Source organism: Candidatus Phytoplasma zeae (assembly GCF_001712875.1).
GTDB lineage: Bacteria > Bacillota_I > Bacilli_A > Acholeplasmatales > Acholeplasmataceae > Phytoplasma > Phytoplasma asteris.
In genome coordinates this window covers 100,457-121,753 of sequence record NZ_CP015149.1, presented here as the reverse complement: position 1 = coordinate 121,753, position 21,297 = coordinate 100,457, and the positions used below count along the sequence as shown (strand labels likewise).

General features: G+C 28.1%; 19 protein-coding genes, 4 tRNA genes and 1 pseudogene. 5 read left to right on the top strand and 19 right to left on the bottom strand.

The genetic code is table 11. The features are described 5' to 3' along the window. Window positions 1-94: 94 nt before the first annotated feature. Window positions 95-901 carry an HAD-IIB family hydrolase gene (locus MBSPM3_RS00600; protein WP_069028082.1) on the top strand — a complete coding sequence of 269 codons (807 nt, stop codon included), beginning with the start codon at window positions 95-97 and terminating at the stop codon, window positions 899-901. 148 nt (window positions 902-1,049) lie between these two features. On the opposite strand, the gene MBSPM3_RS00595 is transcribed toward MBSPM3_RS00600, so the two are convergent. The 19 genes and pseudogenes from MBSPM3_RS00595 to MBSPM3_RS00520 all read right to left on the bottom strand — a co-directional run bounded on the left by MBSPM3_RS00595 (window position 1,050) and on the right by MBSPM3_RS00520 (window position 16,233). Continuing rightward, window positions 1,050-1,124 (bottom strand) — tRNA-Gly (locus tag MBSPM3_RS00595). A 20-nt stretch (window positions 1,125-1,144) separates the two neighbouring features. Then, a tRNA-Pro gene (locus tag MBSPM3_RS00590) sits at window positions 1,145-1,221 on the bottom strand. A 24-nt stretch (window positions 1,222-1,245) separates the two neighbouring features. Beyond that, window positions 1,246-1,322 (bottom strand) — tRNA-Arg (locus tag MBSPM3_RS00585). Between the two features lie 13 nt (window positions 1,323-1,335). Continuing rightward, window positions 1,336-1,411 (bottom strand) — tRNA-Glu (locus MBSPM3_RS00580). A gap of 322 nt (window positions 1,412-1,733) precedes the next feature. Continuing rightward, window positions 1,734-2,597: a DegV family protein gene (locus MBSPM3_RS00575; RefSeq protein ID WP_069028081.1), complete on the bottom strand. Its 864-nt coding sequence runs from the start codon at window positions 2,595-2,597 to the stop codon at window positions 1,734-1,736. A 336-nt stretch (window positions 2,598-2,933) separates the two neighbouring features. After that, window positions 2,934-4,622, bottom strand: a complete 1,689-nt coding sequence (locus tag MBSPM3_RS00570; protein ID WP_232308850.1) for a ribonuclease J — start codon at window positions 4,620-4,622, stop codon at window positions 2,934-2,936. Window positions 4,623-5,765: 1,143 nt separating this feature from the next. Beyond that, window positions 5,766-6,176, bottom strand: a complete 411-nt coding sequence (gene tmk, locus MBSPM3_RS02885; protein WP_083985325.1) for a dTMP kinase — start codon at window positions 6,174-6,176, stop codon at window positions 5,766-5,768. Between the two features lie 72 nt (window positions 6,177-6,248). Continuing rightward, window positions 6,249-6,872, bottom strand: a pseudogene (locus MBSPM3_RS00565) (YqaJ viral recombinase family nuclease); the annotation flags it as partial. A gap of 227 nt (window positions 6,873-7,099) precedes the next feature. Then, a complete protein-coding gene (locus MBSPM3_RS00560; RefSeq protein WP_069028079.1) occupies window positions 7,100-7,306 on the bottom strand; it encodes a hypothetical protein in 207 nt (68 codons plus the stop codon). A 77-nt stretch (window positions 7,307-7,383) separates the two neighbouring features. Next, a complete protein-coding gene (locus MBSPM3_RS00555) occupies window positions 7,384-8,355 on the bottom strand; it encodes a hypothetical protein (protein ID WP_320409446.1) in 972 nt (323 codons plus the stop codon). Window positions 8,356-8,855: 500 nt separating this feature from the next. Then, the gene (locus tag MBSPM3_RS00550) at window positions 8,856-9,206 is read right to left on the bottom strand and encodes an SVM family protein (RefSeq protein ID WP_069028078.1); all 351 of its coding nucleotides are present in this window, start codon (window positions 9,204-9,206) and stop codon (window positions 8,856-8,858) included. Window positions 9,207-9,606: 400 nt separating this feature from the next. Beyond that, window positions 9,607-9,828 (bottom strand): hypothetical protein, encoded by a 222-nt coding sequence (locus MBSPM3_RS03120; RefSeq protein WP_069028077.1) that lies wholly within the window; start codon window positions 9,826-9,828, stop codon window positions 9,607-9,609. A 106-nt stretch (window positions 9,829-9,934) separates the two neighbouring features. Continuing rightward, complete coding sequence (locus MBSPM3_RS03310; RefSeq protein WP_320409444.1) at window positions 9,935-10,267, bottom strand: hypothetical protein; 333 nt, start codon at window positions 10,265-10,267, stop codon at window positions 9,935-9,937. A 29-nt stretch (window positions 10,268-10,296) separates the two neighbouring features. After that, complete coding sequence (locus MBSPM3_RS03305) at window positions 10,297-10,638, bottom strand: hypothetical protein (RefSeq protein ID WP_320409443.1); 342 nt, start codon at window positions 10,636-10,638, stop codon at window positions 10,297-10,299. A gap of 609 nt (window positions 10,639-11,247) precedes the next feature. Then, window positions 11,248-11,568: a hypothetical protein gene (locus MBSPM3_RS03300; protein ID WP_320409442.1), complete on the bottom strand. Its 321-nt coding sequence runs from the start codon at window positions 11,566-11,568 to the stop codon at window positions 11,248-11,250. Window positions 11,569-11,570: 2 nt separating this feature from the next. Then, complete coding sequence (locus MBSPM3_RS00535) at window positions 11,571-12,755, bottom strand: AAA family ATPase (RefSeq protein ID WP_069028076.1); 1,185 nt, start codon at window positions 12,753-12,755, stop codon at window positions 11,571-11,573. 44 nt (window positions 12,756-12,799) lie between these two features. After that, the gene (locus MBSPM3_RS00530) at window positions 12,800-13,420 is read right to left on the bottom strand and encodes a hypothetical protein (RefSeq protein WP_069028075.1); all 621 of its coding nucleotides are present in this window, start codon (window positions 13,418-13,420) and stop codon (window positions 12,800-12,802) included. Between the two features lie 65 nt (window positions 13,421-13,485). Then, window positions 13,486-13,698 carry a hypothetical protein gene (locus tag MBSPM3_RS00525; protein ID WP_232308849.1) on the bottom strand — a complete coding sequence of 71 codons (213 nt, stop codon included), beginning with the start codon at window positions 13,696-13,698 and terminating at the stop codon, window positions 13,486-13,488. Window positions 13,699-14,436: 738 nt separating this feature from the next. Next, window positions 14,437-16,233, bottom strand: coding sequence for an AAA family ATPase (locus MBSPM3_RS00520; protein ID WP_069028074.1), 1,797 nt, complete (start codon window positions 16,231-16,233; stop codon window positions 14,437-14,439). Between the two features lie 648 nt (window positions 16,234-16,881). On the opposite strand from MBSPM3_RS00520, the gene MBSPM3_RS00515 reads away from it, so the two are divergent. The 4 genes from MBSPM3_RS00515 to MBSPM3_RS00500 are packed head-to-tail and all read left to right on the top strand — an operon-like array spanning window position 16,882 to window position 21,218. After that, window positions 16,882-18,135 carry an ABC transporter ATP-binding protein gene (locus tag MBSPM3_RS00515; RefSeq protein ID WP_069028073.1) on the top strand — a complete coding sequence of 418 codons (1,254 nt, stop codon included), beginning with the start codon at window positions 16,882-16,884 and terminating at the stop codon, window positions 18,133-18,135. Further along, window positions 18,129-18,977, top strand: coding sequence for an ABC transporter permease (locus MBSPM3_RS00510; protein WP_083985304.1), 849 nt, complete (start codon window positions 18,129-18,131; stop codon window positions 18,975-18,977). Before MBSPM3_RS00515 ends, MBSPM3_RS00510 begins: the two co-directional genes overlap by 7 nt. Next, the gene (locus tag MBSPM3_RS00505) at window positions 18,967-19,971 is read left to right on the top strand and encodes an ABC transporter permease (RefSeq protein WP_069028071.1); all 1,005 of its coding nucleotides are present in this window, start codon (window positions 18,967-18,969) and stop codon (window positions 19,969-19,971) included. Before MBSPM3_RS00510 ends, MBSPM3_RS00505 begins: the two co-directional genes overlap by 11 nt. After that, window positions 19,968-21,218 carry an ABC transporter substrate-binding protein gene (locus tag MBSPM3_RS00500; protein ID WP_069028070.1) on the top strand — a complete coding sequence of 417 codons (1,251 nt, stop codon included), beginning with the start codon at window positions 19,968-19,970 and terminating at the stop codon, window positions 21,216-21,218. The genes MBSPM3_RS00505 and MBSPM3_RS00500 overlap by 4 nt, the downstream gene beginning before the upstream one ends. The last annotated feature ends 79 nt before the right edge of the window (window positions 21,219-21,297 follow it).

The following is a 21,297-nucleotide window of genomic DNA, read 5'->3' as shown; positions in this document are numbered from 1 at the left end:
GCAATAATTGTAATTAATTATTGTATAAAATTGATATTTTTAGCAAAAAAGACATTATAAATTATATTCATAAAGAAAATAGGTAATAAAGTTTATGAAAAAACTAATTTTTTTTGATATTGACGGCACTTTAAGAAGTAATAAAAATAAAGCTATTTTGCCTCAGACAAAAGCGTTAATCAAAGAGCTTTCACAAGATACTAATGTAGTTTTAGGAATTGCTACAGGCAGAAGTTATGCTAGATTAGGAGTTTTAAAAGAATTAAGACCTTTATTTAAATATTTGGTTTTGTGCAACGGCGCTCTTACAATGCAAGCAAAAAAGACGCAAGAAGAAAAAGTCCTTAATGAGGTTTGTTTTGAACAAAAAGATGTTATGCAAGTAAAAAAAGCAGCTGCTACAAATGGAGTTGCTTTAACTCTTTTTACCTTGGACCAAATTTTTGCCATAAATTTACAAAACGACCAAAAACTCAACAATATTAGCAGTTTTAAAGGGGAACAAAAACTAGTTCTAAATGATGCTTTTTTTGAGCAACAAAAAGTTTATCAAATGGTATTATTACATGAAAAAGAAAACGATAAAGAAAAGATACAACAATTTTTAAAAAATATGCCCCAATTAAAAGCTTACTTTTGGGATAGTGGTTTTGTTGATATAATGTATCAAAAAATAGACAAATCATACGGAATTAAGCAAATTAAGGATCTTTATCCCGATCATCAATTAATTTGTATGGGAGACGGTCCCAACGACTTTGAAATGCTTAAATTAGCTGATGTGGCAATTACTATGGGAAATACCAAAATAGAAGATTTAAAAAATATTGCTAATTTTGTAAGCCCTCATATTGATGAAGACCGCATGTATGATTTTTTTAAGACTAAAAAAATAATTTAATAGTTTGAAAGAAAAGTTGTAACAATTTGTTGCAGCTTTTTTTGTTGTGTTAATATATAATAAAAGTTAAACCGCTTATCTTATCAATAAGCGGTTTAACTTTTTTAGTTTATAGTTTTATTTTATATTTATTATGGGGAATAATAAATGGAGCGGGCGATGGGAATCGAACCCACGTCTTTAGCTTGGAAGGCTAAGGTAATGGCCATTATACGACGCCCACATAGATAGTTAATTAAGGAATGGTCGGGAAGGCAGGATTTGAACCCGCGACCTCCTGGTCCCAAACCAGGCGCTATACCAAGCTAAGCTACTTCCCGTTAATTTCATTTATGATGTTTTAATGGCACACCCAAGAGGATTTGAACCCCTAGCCTTCTGATCCGTAGTCAGATGCTCTATCCAATTGAGCTATGGGTGCTTTTTTATCAAATTGGTGACCCGTACGGGATTTGAACCCGTGAATGCATGCGTGAAAGGCATGTGAGTTAACCGTTTCTCCAACGGGCCTAATATTTTTTATTTATACCTTGGAATAAATCATAAAGCACAAATAAAAATAATCTCTTAAAGTGGCATCAAAATAAAATAAGTTATTCAAAAGTTTTTTTAATTTTAACCAATAATTATTATACCAACATTTAGCCAAAAAGTCAAATAATAAAATTGTTTTATGACAAATATTTGCAAAATATGTATTATTGCGATATTTTGGTGTAGAAATACAGTCGTGCAGGAACCCAAAAAATACATTTTGCAAGAATTAAGGAGCAAGAATTAATATTTATACTATTTTTCAATTTTGCAAAAACTATAATAATGGAAAATGGTACTATTTTTGAAATTTAGGTTTTCTAATAATTCCTACTCCAATAGCGCTGTCTCCTACATGACACCCAACAACAGGAGTTAAAGGGATTTGTACTAAATTTTTTAAGCCTAATTGGGTTTCTAAAACTTGTTGAAACTCGTTTTTTAATTCAGGGTGCCCTGTAAAAATTAAATGGATTTGATAATCATGATTTTGGGTATATTCTTTGATTTTAGAAGTTATGGCTAAAAGTGCTTTGTGGGAACTTAAAGTCTTTTTAATTAAGGCAATTTTGCCATCTTGTTGAACTTGCAAAATGGGATTTATTCTCAAAAGGCGCCCCAAAAAACTTTTTACTCCTACTAAACGTCCATTTTTAATTAATTGTGTAAGCTTTTTGGTCATAAAAAAAATGGTATTATTTTCTTTAATGAAATCTAAATGCTTAACAACTTGTTCTAGGGATTTGCCTTCTGCAAATAAACGATAAGCTTCTAGGGCAAAAAAACCTTCACAAAAACAGACAGTTTTAGTGTCATAACAGTGTACCTCAATTTTATCTGATACCATTTTTCCTGCTTGAATAATAGCATTATAAGTGCCGCTTAAAGCAGAAGATAGCGTAGTTACAAAAACTTTTTGATAACCTTGTAAAGCTAACTTTTCAAAATAAACTACCATTTCGCCGACTGATACTTGCGAAGTTTTAGGCATAAAATCAGGGTTGTTTTTAAACATTTGATAAAATTGATTGTATTTCATGGTTTTACCATCAATATATTCTTGATCGTCGATTAAAATTTTGATTCTAAAAATGTCAATATCACAAGAATGCGAGTAATAATCGAGACAACTAGTAGAAGTGGTTGCAACTTTTATTTTCACATCATTCTCCTTTAATTTGCTTTAGGGATGCCAATTATTTGCCATATAAAGGTTTTTGGTAATGAAAAATATTTGGAATATAATTAAAATATCAAAAGAAATTGGTATTAAAAATAGATGTTAGTTGGTTGTAATTAGGGTTTATTTGGAGTGAAGTAATGCAAAAATGAAAAATACAAAAATAAATTGTCAGATTGGTTAAATTGGGAAAACAAAAGAGCAAAAAATCAAAAGGAAGGCACAACAACAATAAATTAACTTTTTTATATTGAATTATTGTTTTTTAACAACTTTCTTATTATTTTGTATCTTATTTATTTGTATTTATTATTCGTTTTATTCACTTTTAACACTAATGAAAATAGGAATAACAATAGGTCTTTTTTTAGTTTCTTTGAATAAAAATTTAACTAATGATTCTCTAATATTTTTTTTGAAATCATTCCATTTAAGATACTTTTTTTTCAAAAAAATTTCACTTTTTTCATCAAAAATAGCTTTTAACTTAGGAAAAATATGACTAGTTTCAGAATCTGCCAAAAAGCCTTTACTTACTAATTGTGGAGCACCTACTATTTTTTTGTGTTTAGCATTAACATTGGCAACAACAATTACAACTCCATCCGCTGCTAAAAGTTCACGGTCTTTCATAATAAAATCTTGCCCACCAATAACAGGAGTACCATCAATTAAAATTTCTGTAAGAACGCCAGTATTAGATTCGGCAAAGGCATCTTTTTGTGGGTCACAATGCCAAATACTGCCATTTTCTAACAAGAAAGTTTGGTTGAGTTTGAATCCTAAACTTTGGGCAATTTTTTGCACTTGATATTGATGACGATATTCACCCATAACAGGAATAATGTATTGAGGTTTTAAAAAATTAAGCATCAATTTGAGGGTTTTTTCATAATCATTGGAACAAGCGTCTAAGTCTTTTACCAAAACATGGGCTTGAATATTGTGGCGTGACAAAAGATCTAGGGTTTGAGATTGCATTTTGGCAATTCCTGCCATTTCTTTGGACATTAACAACACTAAATCTTGGGGCGTTAAATGAATTAAAGTGTCTGTTTTTTGACACATTTTTTGCAAATGAAACAAAGATTCAAAATGTTTACCTAGCACAAAGACAACTAATTTTGGATGTTTTTTGGAGTCTTCTAGTGTTTTTAATTCCACTAAATTGAAGGAAGGCACTTTTAAAAAACCTTTTTTCAAGGCAATATCAATAATTTTTTCACTTTTTCTACCTAAAAAAGTTATTTTAAAATTAAGTCTACATGCCAAATCCACTATGGATTGAATTTTTAACAAATCAGGCATCAAAGAAGGAATAACAATAATACCTTCGGATTTAAGCAAGTGATTGCTAAAATATTTATTCAATTTGTGCTCAAAACTCGATGCATCATTATTATGCGCAGATGTGCTAAAAGCCCCACGACAAGAAGGCAAAAAGGCAAGTACTTTGGGTTGTGCTAATTGAGCTAATCTTGTAAAATTAGTTTGAAAAAATTTATTTTTAGAATGCAATAATTTAAGGTCGCCAGAGTAAATGATGCTACCTCGTTTAGTTTGAAAAACCATTCCCAATGTTTCAGGAATCAATTGCGATGTAGCAAAAAAAGCCACTGACACATCATCAAAAATAAGTCTTTCATCGCTTTTAACGATTTGTAGATTAAAATTGCGGTAATTAATTTTATGACTTTGAAAATGCGCTTTTAGAACTTGCATCGTAAAATAAGAAGCATAAACAGGGATGTCAAAATCTTTCATCAAGTAAGGCAAGGCACCCAAATTGGTTTCAAAAGCTGATGATAAAAAAACGCCTTTAATCTTGTCTTTGATATCTTGTAATTTGTAATAATCAGCAATCATAGAATCGATGCCATAAAGAGCGGTATTGGGATATTTTAGTCCAGCATCAAGTAAAAAATAAGATTCGTTAATTTGCAAGACGTAAAAATTTTTTCCACTTTCGCCCAGTCCTCCTAAAGCAAAAAATTTAATGTCATTCACTTGGAACCTCCAGTTTGTAATTTGGAAATTATTCATAATTAAAGATGAAAATAATTTCTTGAAATGTTTTGAAAATTAAAAATTAAAAAAATAAAAATTGGGATTGAATTGGGATTGCAAATCCGGAATTGAGCATTGAAAAATATATTTAGGTTTGGTTTTTGGTTGTTGTTGGCATTGTTGAATTATTTAGTAAATATTTTTTCGTTTTGTCAATTTAGATGTTTTTGCAAAAGCGGGATTGGGATAAGATAATGCTGCATTTATTTAATTTATCAATAAAAGACTTGCAAAATGCCCAAAATAAAAATCAAATAGCAATTGCAATTCAATAAATTAAATGCAATAAAAGACTTGCAACAAATGCACGAAAATTTTTAGGAAACTTGCTTGTATTTTATTGTAGCAAAAATGTTATTTATTAGGTTAAAAGTATTTTATAAGAGTCAAAATCAAATTTTGAATAATTAAAAATATTATCCAGAAGGGAAAAAGAAAAGAAATATAATAAAAAATATTAGGTGGATTATTGATAGTTTTGGGCAATTTGATAATAATTTTAAATTATTAACAAAAAATATTTTTTCAGTTTTCTTTGGTTTTTTCAAATATTGCATTTTTTATTGGATATGAAAATCTCCAAAAGCAATTTTTTATTGATAAATATTTTTAATAATTTTCAAAATCATAAATAATTGAAAAAATAATTGACTTTGGGGTAAACAGTTTTTTGAATTATTTATAATTTTTAAACTTGGCTTATATTTTTTTTTGCCAAAGAAATTGATTTTGAGGCGGGTTGTAAAAAATAAATTTTTTGCAAATATTTAGTTTTAGATTTAGATTTGATATTAAAATCTAGATTATAACTTTTTTACAAGTTAATTTTAATATTATTGTTAGTATTAATTTGGTTTTTAAAATAAGCTGAATTATTGCTTTTGATTTGAATCATTATTTTTGATTTAAAAATTTAAACACCCAATCAAAATACTAAATATTATCTAATATACCTATATTATACTAAAAAAATAATTTTTAAAAACGCATTTTTGCCTTAAAGTTGACAAAAGAAATTATTTATGTAGTAAAACCCTCAATAAAGTGCGTAATTACTATTTGTTTATTTGTTACAATTTTGACTCAAATAATTAAATAGACAGTAAGATTAGGTTTAATAAATTGTTTATTAAGGCAATTAAAGAACTGATAATTTTTATCAATGTTATGAGGACAAATATGAGGGTAAACTTGATAAGCAAAATTAGAACCTAACCAACGATCAATTAAAATAAACTTGTTAGTATTTAAATATGGTTTAATCATTTCTTCTTGAATTTGAAACATATTAGCAAAACTAAGAAGATGTCTAGTTAATGGTTTTAATTGGGGATTATTTAAAAAGATGTCTCGAAGAGGTTGGCCTATGGAGGAACTTCCTAACTCTTGTAGAGAAATTACTTCGTGGCCTTGTTTTTCTAATTGTTTTCTAACTTTTTGAATTAAAGTTGTTTTGCCGCTGCCATCTAGTCCTTCAAAAATAATTAATTTCATATTTTTCTCCTTTGGTTTTAAATTTGGATATAAAAAAAGACCTTCAAAATTGAAGGTCTTTGGTTTAATTAATATTTTAGTTAATTTTTTTAAATAAGTTGTTTGTTTTAATTCTTGTTTGGCTTTGGTTAAAAGGTCTAAATATTGTTTGCTATCTTGAATCATTTTGGTAATAAAATTATTATCTAAGTAAATTCTGACTACATGATAATCATGATCATTAAAATAAACTAAGAAATAAGCAAATTTAGCTTGAGAACAATAAAGTTGACATTGAACTTGAGCCCAGTAGTTGAAAGGTACTTCTTTGTTTTTAAAAAAGCCATTCCATGACGTTGATATGTTGTTGTTTTCATCGCGATAAGGACATTTGATTTCTAAGAGAGTGTTGGTTTTGGCATTATAACCATCCAAAGAAGCGGAAAATATTTTTTCTTTATCATCGGTAAAGATGGCATCAGGATAAGTGAGTTTGGCGGTTTTTTCGAAAAAAGCACGAGCAATAGGTTCCATTTTATTACCGTGTTCGGTGTATTTATTGCTTGTGAAAGTAGTGCCAAAGATTTTGTCATGGACTAGTTGATTTAAGGAACGGAATTTATCATTGCGTGTGATACTGCCGATTTCAGAAGCGTTGATGAATTTTTTGCGGTGTTGATACCATTCTTTGGTACGTTGGGATAATGTGATTTGCATGGTTATTTACCTTTCTTAAATAATGAGATGATATATTGACCTAAATAATAAATAAATTTAATTATATAATGTAAAGATTTAAAAATAAAATCAATTAAACATAAGAGATGAGGTAAAAATAATAAAATAATAGTTAATAAAGTTAAATTAAGCCACTTTTTTTTGGTAAGTAAAAGAAATGATGACTGATAGTATTAAGGCTATTATTTAATTTAGTTAACCAAGTATCAATTAGGTTCCACATGATTATTAGTTTTCGTAGTAGTTAGATATTGATAAAATTTGACTACTATTCCTTGTTTTAGCCTTTGGATACTTAATTGATAAGTAAAAAGATAGAATTTGATTAAATAATTAATAAAAATTAAAGGAATTAAAAAAATAAAGATAATGATGTTAATGGATAAAGATGATAAGTTTTTTTTAATGAACATATTGAATAGTTCCTTTCTTTTTTAAGTTTTAGTTAATAAAAAAGACCCTTATGAAGGGTCTTTGGATGATATTTTAATTAAGAATCAAGGATAGCTGGTTTTTTAGGGGGCAGAGTAGTGTCTAAGAATTGATAATAAGTTCTAGTTTGCCAACGATCACCGCCAGAACAACAATCGTTTCCGTCAATATACCAATCGTCATATCTCCAACCTTCTTCATATTTATAATAATGTGTATTACCATTTTCATCATAAAGGGTTCTAGATGAACGACCTAATTTGTTTCTAATTGTTTCTCCTTGGTAGGTGAAACCATATTTGATATAACATTGGTTTAACCATGCTACAAGATCTTTTTGATAGGTGTTTAAAATATCTCTTTTTGATTGTGTATCTTGACAAGTAATCCAATATATTTTATCTTCAGTTTCAAAAATGTTTGTTATTATATTCACGTTAACAAAAATATCAATTGTTTTAGAGGCAGGTGAGGTAATATTTATAGGATTATTAACTTTCTCACTGTATTTTTTATATTCTCCTTCATAAGTATATAAATTATTGGTTCTTTTCCAATCTCGGATGGTTTCGTAGGAATTAAGAGAGTCTGGGAGGTTAATGTGGATTCCTCTTTTGCCAATGTTGAATGTAAAAAGATAGATATTTTTGGCACCGTTGGAAAGTTTTAAGAGATCTTGGATATTTCCTTGTTGAGGTTCCATGATACGAATGCCATCATCAAAATAAACGGCGTCAATATCAATTTCATGGAAAGTTTTTGATGGCAAAGGTGCCACTAAACCAGTATTAGGTGTGACATTATAACAACCTAATTGAATAAGTTTGGGTTGTTTGATGATATTGTTGTTGATTAACCATCGATTAATTATTTCTTCTTTGTTTTGACCAACGAAGATATTGGATACTATTACTGTGATATTTACGTTTTCGTCTTTAGGTTTTTGTTTGACATCCCAAAAGATAAAAGCCTCTTCGATGGCGATTTCATATTTGAGAAGGTCTTCTAAGGTGTATTCATAATCGCCCATGGGATATTTTCACATTGAAAGGATTAAAACGTGCTTTAAAATAAACCCCTAAAAGACCTGAAGGAGGGTTTTTTTAGGTACCAATAGAGTTGAATTCCTTGATAACTGTTATAACTAGGTATATTCGGATTTATAAAACAATTGCATGTAAGATTAAAATATTTTAAGACATTAGGGATATCTTCACGCTCTAGAACGTTGATGTCGTATCTTTTCATTTTTGGTTGGGCGTTTAACCATTCTCTTTGAAGGGTTTGGTAGTCAGCGAGTTTTATTTTGGATTTATTTTGTTTGTGGAAATAGTTATGGGCGAAAATAGGTTTAATGAATAAAATAACGATTAATAAAGAAATGGTTATAAAAACTTTTTTAAGGATTTGGTTTTAATCATGGTTTGTTTGCCTCCTTTTAGTTGGGTTATGGCCGTTCCGTGATGTGTGTTGGGTAAAAGAAAAAGACCCTAGGGAAGGTCTTGTTTTATAAATAGATTTTATATAAAGTTATTTTTTTGAATTATCAGGTTTTTTGCTAGAAGAACTTTCTTCCTTCGAAGATTTTCTTTTTTTTTCATTGTATTCATCTAATAACTTAGATACTTCTGGGTCGGTAATTTTTTCAATAATTTTAATTTTGTCTTCATCAGAATATGTTTCAAATGTTTTATGGTATTCAAAAAAACGTTTCACTTCTTCTTTAGTTAGTGTTTCTTTTTCTTTTGAAGTTGCAACATTTTTTCCGCGATCTTCTTTTTTAGGTGAAGCCATTACTTGATTCATATTAATAAATAATAAACCTATAAACATAAATAAATAAATACTAATTATTTTAAATTGATTTTTTATTTTTAACATTAATGAAATCTCCTTTTATTTTTATCCCTCAGATGGGATGATTTCGTAGAGGGAGTTGAGAGAGGATATAGTGGATTGATTCTCTTCTAATAACCCTCTATTATAATCTCGTTGTAATGAGTCTTTTAGTATTTTGGCGTTGTGTAACATACCATTTAATGCTTTTATTTCGATTTCATCTTTTTTTGGGATCCAGCTCACTTATTTGTTTATTGTAATCATCGCATTTTTTTTGGTATTCGTCGATAACTTTTTTATCTTCTTTTCTATATTCTAATGTTTGTTTGTGCGATTCTCTAACTTTTTCAATTACGGTTTTTTCTTCTTTAGAAAGATCATTTAGCGATAAAACTTTGTTTTCATTTTCTGATAAGATGTAAGATTTAATTTTATCATATTTTTATTGTGTTATTTGAATTTTAGGTTTTGGTATTTCTAATTCGTGTTTAGTTCTTGGTTGATGATTTGGTTTTTTATTGTTATCTAATTCTTTATGATAATTTGATGATGTTTTTTGTTCTTGTTTGTATTCTTGAATGCCTTCAAAAATTCCAATAATAAAAGAAATAACTAAAATGGTGATAATTAAAATAGCGATCCAATATTTTTTAAAAAAGTTCATTATTTTATAGCCTTTCAGATAATAGTAGTAATTGATATTATCTTTTAAAGAAATTAATTACTACTATTATATATTATTTATTATGTTAATTTTAAAAAAAGTTTTTTTACGCTGGGATAGATATTAATTCAGGGATTTTGTTTTCATTAGTTTGTTTAATTCTTTTTTGGGCTCTTGTGTAGTTAGGATTTAGTTGTTTTAGTTCTTCTTTGATTATTTTCATTTCTTCGTCAATCGGTTCTAGTTTTATTTCTAGTTGTTCTTGTTGTAATATTTTTGATTGTTCGTTTTTGATTTCGTTAGTTATTTGGTCTCTTTTTAGTGCTAATTCTTTGATAATTTCAGTGTATTCGTCGATCCAAGATTGAAATTTTGTTTCAATTTTTTTATTTAATTCGTCGTTTTTGTGTAATTCTTGTTTTATATTTTCTTCATTCATTCGATTATTATATTCTTCTAGTTTTTTTGTTAGTCTTTTTGGTCGGCGTCGAGTTTGGCTAGGTCGCGGTCGATATCTTTGGTATACATTTCTAAGGTTTCTTTGGTTATCATTGGGAGTGATTCTTTGTTTTCATTCACTACTTCGTTGTACATATGCCATAAACGGTATCCTTCGTGAAGGATCATAGTTGTTTTTGTCATTACTTGAGAGAATTTACGTGTGAAAGTAAGTGATTTGCCTATGATTTTCATACCATATTTGGCAGGAATTAAATCAGTTACTTTATCGAAGGTTTTGAATCCCCATTTGGCGATGTTGCCAGCCGATAGTTCGTTTTCTTTTTCGTAGGTTTGCATACGAACATGCATGGCTCTATATTTTTCTTTTAGAGTTTTATATAAGTCTTGTTCTAATTTGATTTCTTCTATTTTTTGTTTATTTGGTCGATGTTGTTTTGAAATTCGTTACGGCGTTGTTCGACGGTTTGGATTAAATTAAAATAAGATTTTTCATCAGCAGATAATTCATTATATCTTTTTGTTAACTTTTTTTCAATCTTTAAGCACCTTGGAGTCGTTCGGTTAAAGATTTTCTTTTTATTTCTAATGACCCTATTTGAGTTTTTATTTTCGTGATTTGTTTAACTAATGCAATCTTTTCATCATAAAGGATATCTAATTTAGTGCGTAACTTTTCTTTTTCTGTTAAATCAGTAGCTTCTTCAATTTGTTTTTCAGTTAGTTTTATTTCTTTTTCTTTGTTGGCTAATACTTCTTCTTTTTGTTTTAGTTGCTCTTTTAAGGTATTGATATTCTTTTCGTTTTCTTGTTTTTTAGTTTTGATTTCGTTAATCTTCGTTTCTGTTTGAATTATTAGTTCTTCGATTTTAGCTTTTTGTTCTTGGGTTAATGTTTGGGCTTCATAAAGTTCTTTTAATTATGCTTCTACTTTGGTTAATTCTTGTTCCCAATTATCTTTTAGTCCTTTATAATTGTTAATTGCTTCATCATATTTGTGTCGATGGCTTTGTCAATTTCTTGGACTAATTGGCCTGTGTATTTGCTTGATGATTCTTTTGGTTTATGAAAGAAACATAAGTAAATGAAACCTAAGATAACAAGAATAATTAAAAAGTAAGTTAAATAGCCTTCCCGTGTGAGTGAGTGTTGTTGTTGATTGGTTGAAAGCTTCCTTTTAAAGAAAAAGAAAATACCTAAGATAGCGGTAGCCATTAAAAACCAAGTGAAATAAGATTTAAAAGTTAGATAAGTTTTAATTAGGTCTAACGGTGTTTTCATAATTATTTACCTCCTTTCTCTTTGATTTCTTGTTCGATAGTGTTTAAAAGGTTGTCATCTTGAGAAATTATCATTTTATAAGCTTGTTTTAAATCTTCTTGATTGATTTCATTTCTTCTTGTTTCGCCTTGACCTCGGTTTTTGGCGAAGATAGTGATTGTTGTTTTTAAGAGGTTTTCTAAAGTACGATTAGCTTTTTTAAATTGATGGTTAACTGGTAATCTTTCTAAGGATTCATTGATGAAATCAAATAAATATTGTTTAGCTTCTACGCTATAAGGATTTTTACGTTTGTTGATTAAGAATTCTAAGAAAGTTTTTCTTTCTTCTTTGTTGCCTGGTTTAACTTCGATGTTGTAAGTGAATCTTGATTTGATGGCTTCATCAATTTGGTTGATGTTATTAGTAGCCCCAATAATAAAGATAGGATGTTCAGGGTCATTGTCAAATGATGTCATTTCGGTTTTGAATTGGTTTACCACATTAGCGATTTCTGAACCAGCTTCTAACCCGCTTAAATCAGTAAAGATGGTTTCACATTCATCTAAGAAAATGATTGCTCCGTTGTGCTCTTTGGCTTCTTCACGTGCTGTTATAAATAAATCTTTGACTAGTTGCGGAGCAATTCCTTTATATTTTTGAGAAAAGATGGAACTGTTTACTTCAAAGAAAGGGAGATTAGTTTCTTTAGCTAAGGCTCTGGCTAAGGTTGTTTTCCCAGTCCCTGGAATTCCATACATTAAAATGCCTAAAGGCGAATCAACCTCACCAATATTGTTATAATTTTCTTTGTTGTTGAGGTAATCAATAAAACAGTCTACTGCTTTTAATTCTTCTTTGAAGCCAATTAATTGCTCGAAAGAAGGAAATTTTTGGCTGTTAGAGGGTTTAAATAATGATTCTTCTTGATTGTTTAATTGTTGTGATTTAATTTCTTTTGATTCTTTATTTGTATTGGCGATTTGGTTTTGGATTGCATCTTTATTTTGTTGGAGTTGGTTTTTTATTTCTTGGAGATTTTTATTTTGGTTTTCAAATCTTTTATGATTAGTTATGAGTTTTTTTTCAATTGCCATTAAAGTTTGATGATGAATCCAACCATAAGTACTTAAAAAGAAGATTATAGACATTATAATGATTAATATTAAATTAGTTAAATTTTTATTTGATTTATTTTTGATAGTCATCTTAACTCCTTTCTAACAAAAAAGACCAAGAAATAATTGGTCTTTTAAATAGTTATTATATTAGAGATTTTATTTTGGATTGTTTGACTGCCACGGTCTAAGACTTTTCCTTGATAATCAACTAATTCGTAATTACAAATGAAGTTTAATTTAGGGTTGGGAGTGTTAATGATTTCTTTTTGTTCGATGCTAATTTGGATATTAATTAAACCGATGCCCCTATCATTTAATTTTATTTGTGGGCGTTTAATATCATCGTAATCATTGTTATCCGTTTTTAAACCAACATTGAAATATTTTTCAGGATTAGCCAAAGTTTGTTGTGTATCATATTTAGTTGATACTTTTAAATATAAAGGGGTCTGAATATCCATTCCGTTGTGGTTTAGCGTCACTTTGTGTTCGATAGTAATTAAGTGATTATATTTTGCTGGATTTAAGTTTGGAACGGGAATTGGCAAAAGAATTTTATCTTCGTTATTTCCGCCTGTTCGTTCGACATCAAAAATAGGAATGCTATTCATTAATTGAATTCTTTCTTTTCTTTCTTTAGAGAAGTAATTAGTTAAGGCGAAAATAGATAAAGTAGTGAAAAGGATAGTGATAATAGTTATAATGATGGTTAATATTTTATTTTTATTTTGGTTTTTTGTGTTTTTAGTCATTATTTTATTCCTCCAAGGATGATAGATTTGATTAAATTAATAAAGTTATCGATTCCCGTTGTTAACTAGGGGATTTTATTATCGTAGTAAATAATAATGACTTGTAAAATAAAATGGAAATTGATTGTTATGTAAGCAATTTGTTTTAATAAATTGCGTTTTTTTATTGGGATATAAATAGTTTCTTCTTCAATTGGTTTTGTTTGTTTTAGTTCTTCTTTGTTTTTAGTTGTTTGTTGGTTTTTTTGATTAGTTTTTTTCTTAATGATTTTTTTCATATTTTTTTCTCCTTTTTTAATTATTTAATTTTATTATTCAAACGGCTTTTAATTGTTTAGTTGTAAATCCAATATTTTTTAATTCTTTAACCGTGTATCCAGCAGTTATTAATTCAGATGTAAATTGATTAGTTGATTTCTGTTTTCTAAATTATTTTTGTTTTTTAAAAATGCTTTAAACAATTCTTGTCTTAACATTTCATTCCTTTCTAAAAACGTTTTTAGAAAAGATATGAAAATTACTTTAGTCTTGAAACAAAAAAAAGACTAACTTAATAGTTAGTCTTAAAGAATTTTTAAAAAACAAAAAGTGTCTAAACTTTTGGAACACTTCAATAAGACCATATAATCGATAATTAATCATTGATAAAAAGATTTTGAATTTAATGTTTTTAAACAATTTATTGCTCCCTAAAGCTTTTTAATATCATATAAGTGATTGTTGGGGGGGTGGTTGTCATAATTATGATAAATGTATCAAAAAAGATAAATATTTTTGAAATTGTTTTTAAAATAAATGATTATTGTTATTTATAAAAATCATCAAAGTATTTATTACTAGATATTATACAATAATTTTTGTCTTTTTGCAAATATTAATTAATTATGCAGTTTTAAGGGATATAAAAAAATAAAAAATATAAAGTAAACAAAATAAAAAACCCATCAATTAAGACAGGTTTATTAGGGTATTAAATTGTAAAAAAGTATATAAAAGATTTGTTTTTTGTAATGTAATTATTTATTATTATCACTAGGGGAAGTTGATTGTGGAGTTGGAGTTTCTTCAGGTCTTTGAGTAAATTTTTTATCTTCTAATTTTATTTTGTATTCTTTTTTCTTATTTGATTGTGTTTCTTGAACTTCATCAATTGAAATTGTTGTTGTATAAAAATATTTACTTTCTTCAGCAACAAAAGCATCTTTTCCTAAATTTTGTGTAGCAAGTTTTTCACTTAAATTTTTCCATTGTAAATTAGAAGTTTTGTTATCTTTATCATTTGGATCTTCTTTATATTTTTCAATAATTTCTTTAGCTGCATTATAACTAGCTTGAATAATTGCATTAATTTCTTTAGCTTGAGTATCATTATCCAAACTAAAATCCATACTTTCCGAACCTAATGACATTCCAAACTCTTTTACCATTTTAGTAGCAATAGTACGCACCTTTTTCAAATCATCACAACAACCAAAACTAACACTTGTTTCAAATGCTTCTTCAGCTGCTCGTCCTGCTAAAGCAGTAATCATTTGTTTTAATAAATCTTGTTTAGTTAAAAGTTGATCGGCTTGTTCGCCTTCATTACTAGCAGAAAAAAAGATAGTATATCCTGCTGCTTGTCCTCTTGGTTTAGAAGTTACACGATGCACATCAAACCCTAGAGCATGAGCTACTATGGCATGTCCTAATTCATGATTAATAACTCTTTTTTTATCTGCTTTAGAGATACTTTGTTTTAATTCAGGACCCATTAAAATTAAATCCATAGCATCATAGATATGCAAAGGTGTAATTTTGTTTGGGGAATTAGTATCTTTGGAGGCTATCTTTTTAGCTTCTTTCACTAAAGAATTAATATCTGAAGGAGTAAATTTAGATCCGTGCAAAATTTTTGCCACTTGTTTTAATTCATCATCTGAAGGATAATTTGTTTTTTCAATGTTTTCGCGTTTCATAAAAGCTATAAGTAAGGCTTGGGTTGTTTTTAAATCTGGAGTGCCTAAATAAATGTGCTTCCCTAAACGCCCTTCTCTAATTAAGGCATCATCTAAAAAATCTTTACGATTAGTTGCTCCAATAACAATAGCTTGCGGAGTTTTTTCATCTGAATCTACTCCATCAAGTTGAGTTAACAAAGCATTAAGAGTACCTGAATGTTCTTGAGCGCTTTTTTCTTTGCTTCTTTCAGCTCCAATAGCATCAATTTCATCAATAAAGATAAAATAATAACTCTGTCCACGTTGTTTGGCAGTTTCTTGAGCTACTTTAAACAATTCTCTTACACGAGCTGCTCCAACTCCTATATATTTTTCGACAAAATCAGAGCCAGTAGTAATAAAAAAAGGAGCTTTACCTTTAACAGAACCAACTAAACATTTAGCTAAATAAGTTTTTCCTGTTCCTGGAGGACCGTACAATAAAACTCCTCTTGGTAAATCTTTACGAGGCAAAGGGTTTATTTCATTTGCATCATCATTTACTGCTGAAATATATTCTCTTAACTCGTCTTTGACTTCATCATATCCAGAAAAGCTATCAATATTAAGATTGCCTTTGGGTCTGTATTCTTTTTCTTGTGCCCACATAGTATCTTCTTGGGTGTCTTTTCCCATAGTCTTAGAAAGATTTTCAGATCCTTTAATTAAAACAAACATAAAGAAAATCACCATAATATTTACAATAATAGCACTTACATTAGTAGCAATTGCAAAATAATTTTTAGGTTTTTTGGGCAGAATTGGATAATTTGGCGGATTTTTCGGTTGATTATCTGGTTCAGGATATTCAAATCTTTGCGGTTCCCATTTCATAATATACCTTCCTTTATATTTTTATATATTAATTAGTTAATTTAATTGGGTTTATTTTTTTAGTGCATTTTTTTAGTAAATTAATTTGAAATGATAAAAAAAATCCAACATAAAATTTTAATGAAAATAAACAAATTGACAAATACCAAAAAATAAACATAATAAGAATCTTTATAAGCATTTATCCAACAATTTTTAATTATTTGAATCAATATTTACAAAAAATCATTTTACTATAATTTTCTTAACACATTTATTTTAACAAAAATTTATAGATATTATAACAATATCAGCAAAAAAGCACTCTTTATGATTGCAATTTATTAATTTTATGATAAGCTAAAATTAGCAATAAATAAATTTGAAATATTAAGAGATTTTGGTCCTTTTTAATTGTTTATTGTTGTAATTTTAATTACTCCTTTTTTATTTTGTTATAAATTGATTATTTTGCTTTATAATTATTTTATTGACTAACTTATTACATTTAGTTTATCGACTATTTTTTTATATTTGATAATTGCTAATTAAACAACAATTTACAACTTAAACTTATAAATTATAAACTTAATTACAAATTACAATTGCAATTACGATTATAATTATAATTATTAACTTTATTTCTCCAAAAAAGATAGGTATCAAACCATGAAAACATTAATTATTTTAAAAGATTTAACCAAAGTATTTGACAATCAATTAATTTTAAGAGGCATAAATTTAGAAATTAAACAAAATGAATTTGTCACTTTATTAGGTCCTTCAGGTTGTGGAAAAACTACTATTTTACGTATTTTAGGCGGTTTTGAAAACCCTAGTAGCGGAGAGGTTTTATTTCAAGAAAAAAGCATTTTAAATGTAGCTGCTCACAAAAGACCAATTAATACTGTTTTTCAAAAATACGCTTTATTCCCTCATTTAAATGTCTTTGAAAATGTAGCTTTTGGCTTACGTTTAAAAGATTTTAACTCCAAGATTAAAGCTAATTTAGCTCTTAATAAAAATCATTATCAAACTAACAAAGCCAATTTATCAAAAACTTTTCATCAAGAATTAACCAAAGATTTAACGCAAGAAAAAACTACCCAAATTACAAATAACTTTAACAATAAAATTGAAACTTTAACCAAAGATTTTGAAGCAAAACAAACTGCTCTTAAATGCAAAAAAATAAACAAGAAAGAGCAAGAAGAACAAATCCAAAAAGAAGTATTAAAATACCTTAAAATTATGGGTTTACAAGGACTTGAAAAAAGAACCATTGAACAATTATCAGGCGGACAACAACAACGAGTAGCAATTGCAAGAGCTTTAATTAACAAACCCCAAGTTTTATTACTTGATGAGCCTTTATCTAATCTAGATTTAAAATTAAAACAAGAAATGCAATACGAACTTAAAGAAATCCAAAAAAACTCAGGAATTACTTTTTTATTTGTCACTCATGACCAAGAAGAAGCATTTACTATGAGTGATAAAGTAGTTGTCATGAATCATGGCGAAATTCAACAAATAGGAAGTCCTGAAGATATTTACAACGAACCTGCTAATCGTTTTGTAGCTCAATTTGTAGGAGAATCCAACTTAATTAAAGGAGTGATGAAAGATGATTTTTTAGTTCATTTTGACAATCAAACTTTTAATTGTGTAGATAAGGGTTTTCGCAAAGAAGAAAATGTAGATATTGTTATTCGTCCCGAAGACATTGATATTGTCTCCCAAGGAAAAGGCTTAATTACAGGTATAGTACAATCAATTATTTTTAAAGGCGTTCACTGGGAAATTGATGTTAAAACTTCCCAAAGAACCTACACTATTCATACTACTGACCATGTTGAATTAAACAAACAAGTAGATATTACTTTTAATCCTGAAGATATTCATGTAATGGAGATTTGGTAATGAAAAAAAACTACACTTGCAAGGACAATCAAAAACTATACAGACTATTAATTTCGCCTTATTATATTATTTTATTGGGATTAATTATTTTACCTATGGGTTTTATTTTATTTGATTCTTTTCAAGATACTAACCAACAAAACGCATTTTTTGCAACCCGTTTTACTTTACAACACCATCAAGAATTTTTATCCAATCAATCATTTTTATACGTCCTTGCTAGATCAATTGCAATTTCTATTATTGTTACTTTTTGTGTCTTTATCATTGTCTATCCTCTAGCCTATATGATTTCTCGCCTCAAAATGAAATGGCAAAGTTTTCTTGTCATTCTCATCAATGGCACTATGTGGATTAATATGATTATCAAAACCCAAGCATTAGTCCAAATATTTCATTTATTACAAAAAACTTTTAATATCAATCTTTTAGAAACTAATTTTGCTATGATTGTAGGACTTATTTATTTATTTTTACCATTTATGTTTTTGCCTATCTACACTGCAATTATCAAAATAAATCCCCAACTTATTCAAGCCTCCAAAGATCTAGGAGCAAACGAATGGCAAATATTGCAAAAAATTATTTGGCCCTTATCACTTTCAGGAGTGCTTGCAGGCATTTGTCTTGTCTTTTTACAAACAGCAACTAATATTGTAGCTCCACGTTATCTCGGAGCAACTACCCAAATTACTATTGCTGAATTAATCGAAAACAAAGCTTTATTAAGTGGCGAAATCAAACAAGCTTGTGCAATTGCTATTCATCTTTCTTTAACAATGTTTTTGATTTTTCAAATGTTTAAAAAATTAAGTTTAGGAGAAAGCAAAGATGTCAATTAAATTATCTGGGGCAAAATCCCCCCAAACTGCTTCTACCAAAATCCCAAAAAAACCCAAAAAAACCATTACTAACATCTTATATATCATTTTAGTGTTAAGCTTTATTTATATTCCTATTTTATCTTTAATTATTTTTTCTTTTAACAAAAGCGAAGGCAGAATTGCATCTTTAGTTAATTGGCAAGGTTTTAGTTTTCAATGGTATTCTAAACTTTGGACTGACCAAACAGTTAAAACTGCTATCAAAATAACTTTATACATTGCTTGTCTAACTACTTTAATTTCTACTTTTTTAGGTACTTTTGCAGCTATTAGTCTTGCTCAAAGTCTTAACAAAAAATGGCGCAACATTGTTCTTAATGTAAGTAATTTTTCTATTGTTATTCCTGAAATTATTACTGCTTTAGCATTATTTGTTGTCTTTGGTTTTATGGGTTTGGAATCTGGTTTTTGGAAAATGCTTTTAGCCCACATATCTTTTTGCACTCCTTTTGTAGTTATTACTGTCTATCCTAAAGTAATAAATCTTGACCCTCATTCTTTAGAAGCAGCCTATGATTTAGGAGCAACCCCACTCAAAGCTTTAACCAAAGTAATACTACCTCAACTTAAAGGAGCTATGCTTTTAGGAGCCACTCTTGCTTTTAGTCTTTCTTTTGATGACTTTATGATTTCTTATTTTGTAGGTGGTTCTGAATGCCAAAATATTTCTGCTTATATCTACAGTCTCAAAGGAACTATTAACCCAACTGTAAATGCTTTATCTACTATTTTAATTATTATTGCTAGTTCTAAAATTATCCTTAATTTCATCAAATACAACAACCAAAAACAAAGCCAAAGGAAAAATACCAAAATAGAAGCAGAGGCAAATAACAATGAAAATGAAAGTAAAAATGGAGTTACAACAATAACTACAAACAAAACCACAACCACTAAAACAAAAACAAGCACAAAGACAAACAACAATGAAAAAGAATTTAATACCAAATGAAAAAGACAATTAAAACTGTAGCAACAACATTGCTTTTCATTTTAACAACAACTTTTGTTATTCTTATTATTCTTAATCTTAAAAACAAAAATATACTTCCCCAACACCAAGAAGAACAAACATTAACATTATTTAATTGGGGCGAATACTTAGAACCTAGCATTATTGAAAAGTTTGAAAAAGAAACTCACATAAAAATTAAACAAGTTCTTTTTTCTTCTAACGAACTTGCAGTTACCAAAATTAAAAGTAAAAACCAATATGATCTAGCTATTTTAAGTGAATATGCAATTGATCAATTAAGACAAAGCAAAATGTTAGAAACAATAGATGATGGTGAATTAATAAAAGATGATAAACATTATTATGAATTAAACAAAGACCTCCAAAACAAACTCCCTTCTGAATTTAACAATTACGCCGTTCCTTATTTTTGGGGCAAAGTAGTTATTCTTTATAATAAAAACAAAATAACTCAAGATCAAATTAAAGAAATTAAGGATCAAAATAAAGGTTTTAAATATTTAAAAGACACCAATTTAAAAGTAGCTTTATGCAATAACGCTCGCGACGGTTTAATGGTAGGTCTAAAAGCTACTGAAGGAAAAATTGCAAACCCTTCCCCAGATGAATTAAATGAAGCCAAAAAATGGCTCTTAGAACTAAAAGAACAAAAACCTAACTTAGCTTTTATAAACGACCAATTAATGGACCGCATGAAAAATAAAAATAACGAATACTATGATATAGTTATTGCTTATTCAGGAGATGCTAATTTTTTAAAAGAACAAAATAATAATCTAGATTGTTTTTCACCTACAGAAGGAACCAATGTTTGGGTTGATGCTTTGGTAATGCCTAAAGGAAGCAAAAAAACCCTAGCTTATAAGTTCATCAATTTTTTAAGACAAAAAGAAAATTACAAAAACAATTTAGCTTTTACTAAATATAATTCTCCTTATGTTGGATTAGAAACTTTTCCAGGAATTCCCCAAATAGAAATCAAAGGTAACGATGAAGTTTACAAATACGACCAAACCACCCAAAAAACCATCAATACTTATTGGAACGACATTATTGCTTTTCCCAGCCAAAAAGATTATTGGCTATTTATCTTAAGTTTTTTCATTTTTTTAGCTATTTTTATCATATATTTCCATCATAAATTCAAAAATAAATTACGTTTAGACCAATTACCCCAAAAAAATAAAAACTTTAATATAATTTGTTCTAACCCCAAATATTAATCAATTAATATTAAAAAAAACCAACTTTTAAGTTGGTTTTTCCTTTATAAATGAAACAATTAAAACTAATTTGGTATTC